1 protein-coding gene is annotated in these 2,039 nt (G+C 61.6%); it reads right to left on the bottom strand.

Annotated elements, in window-relative coordinates; genetic code table 11:
- Positions 1 to 1,696: RCC1 domain-containing protein (locus tag H483_RS40085; protein WP_238556286.1), on the bottom strand; the 1,696-nt coding region annotated here is incomplete at its 3' end.
- Between the last annotated feature and the right edge of the window lie 343 nt (positions 1,697 to 2,039).

The raw sequence follows: 2,039 nt of genomic DNA, 5'->3' as shown, positions 1-2,039 counted from the left end.
TGGTGGTGCCGTCGCCGAGCTGTCCAGCGTCATTGTCTCCCCAGCAATGGGCCGTGCCGTCAGCTGTCTTCGCGCACGTGTGATTGCCGCCAGCGCTAATCTCGAAAACTGGCGTGTCGCCGTCGCTGTCTTCATATCGGGCGCCGAGGTGGAATTGGAGGCCCCCGCCTACGTCGGGGTTGACATACTTATTGTCCCATACCCCGTATTCGCCTGCGGTGGTCACGAGATCGAGAACGATTTTCGATGCCATCACTTTCTTGCCAAGGCTTTCCCATCGCTTTGACGCGATCACTTTGCGGAAGTTGGTTGCCGCTTCTTCCGTGAGTTGAGCACTATAGTTGTCGAGCGCCCCGGTCAGGCACGAAGAGATTGGGCCGAGTACTCCGGCGGTGAGGTCGCCGCCAGCAACTGAATTCGCGAGCATTGCGGTATTGAACTGGGCGAACTCTGCCGCACACTGGGTCACTGCCCCCACGGCCAGCGCGGTCGTTCCCGCCCTGTCTAACCCCTCGCCCAGTGCGCTACTAAGAGCCATCTCTACAAGCCGCACCGCCATAGCAGCCATGATTCTGGAGTTATCGAACTGCACTTCAAGTGCATACTCATTATCCACCACGTCGGCCTGCGAAAACTCCATCGCCACGGTGTCGCCGGGCATGACCAAGTTTCCGTTGATGACGGCGGCGAGCATGCTCATGGTGCTGGCTGTCGGGTTGGCAAGTATCGCTAGGGCGTTGTCTAAAGACGTGCCTGTGCCCCACGTGTTTCTGATGCGTACCGTCTCGGGCGTGGTGTCGAAGAACATCGGGTAGGTCCGATTTAGTGCAGCCTTCACTTGAAGCAGGGAAGAATCACTTGGAGCCTGCCCGGCGCAGAATTTGATCGGAGCATATACGCTTTGATCATCGAAACGGTTCCCGTAATCAGCAACCCAAGCCGGTGCCGGCCCTGTGCAGTCTGGGACGTCGGCGAAGGAGCCAAACACTGCAGCGACACCCTGATACAGATACTCGTTCGCTAGGCCTACTCCATCTCCGAGCTGATCGCCTACGCCGCGGACAGCGCTCGAGGTGGCCTCCCAGGCTGATCCGATGCTGTCGATCACTGTGCTGCCTGCTGAAGTCACCGCATCCCTAAAGACACCGCCATCCTGCACGGACACCACCAGGTCCGACCACCACGACAAATGCTCAACTCGCGCAGTGAGCGTCCTACGATCCGAGCTGATCTCTGTGGCCACCGGAACCCACGCCTCCGTGGCGGCGTCCCAGTACACGAGAGAGAAGAACGCCCCCGCAGGTATCGGCGCTGGATACGTTCGGGTAATGGTCAGACCATTCTCAGCAGCACCAGGCTCTGCGGTGAATGAAACCGGAGCCGACACAAACCCGTCGTCGGCCAACTCAAGTAAGGACCTGTGAACGACCTCGGGGAGACCCGGCACCGTTGAAGCGGTGACCTGTGCGTCATCGTCAGCAAGGGTTATCGACCGCTGAGGGAATACCAGCTTGCCGTAGCCGGTAGCAGATCTGGCCCCCGTAGCCGGGTCTTCGAACAGTTGGTCATAGCCGCCACCGGGCACTTCGGGTTGCGCCGGGACCTCACCAGCGCTCGACCCGAGTGACCCCAGAGAACCACTTCCCGCCGGCCCAGCGGCCCCGGCTTGCCCGGTGAGGCTTGCAACTATTGCCATGCTGGCGAACACTGCCCCCGCTTGGCGAGCCCACCGATGACTCCGCTCCTGCTTCCGCGCCATCCCCGCGTCCCTCCACCATCACCATGGGCCGGCAAACGAACCGGCTGTGCACATTAAGAGGCTCATACTATGCAGGCGGCGCGCCCGGCGGGGGCTTACCGCTCAGGCTTCGAGCAGTCCGCCGTTACGCACGCTGACAGCGGCATGGAGGCCGGGCATCTTCAGCACCCGCTCCCCGGGCACCTCGCCAGGGCCTGGCTACGGCCCGGCCACCACCGCTGTCCGCAGGCATCCCTCCTGGTAAACGGCGGTTCCGAACAAGCAAAGTAGGCGAGCGACC

The sequence above is a fragment of the Dietzia sp. UCD-THP genome (assembly GCF_000349585.1).
Classification (GTDB): domain Bacteria; phylum Actinomycetota; class Actinomycetes; order Mycobacteriales; family Mycobacteriaceae; genus Dietzia; species Dietzia natronolimnaea_A.
Note: the sequence above shows the minus strand (reverse complement) of the source record. Positions and strands in the feature narration are given on the sequence as shown.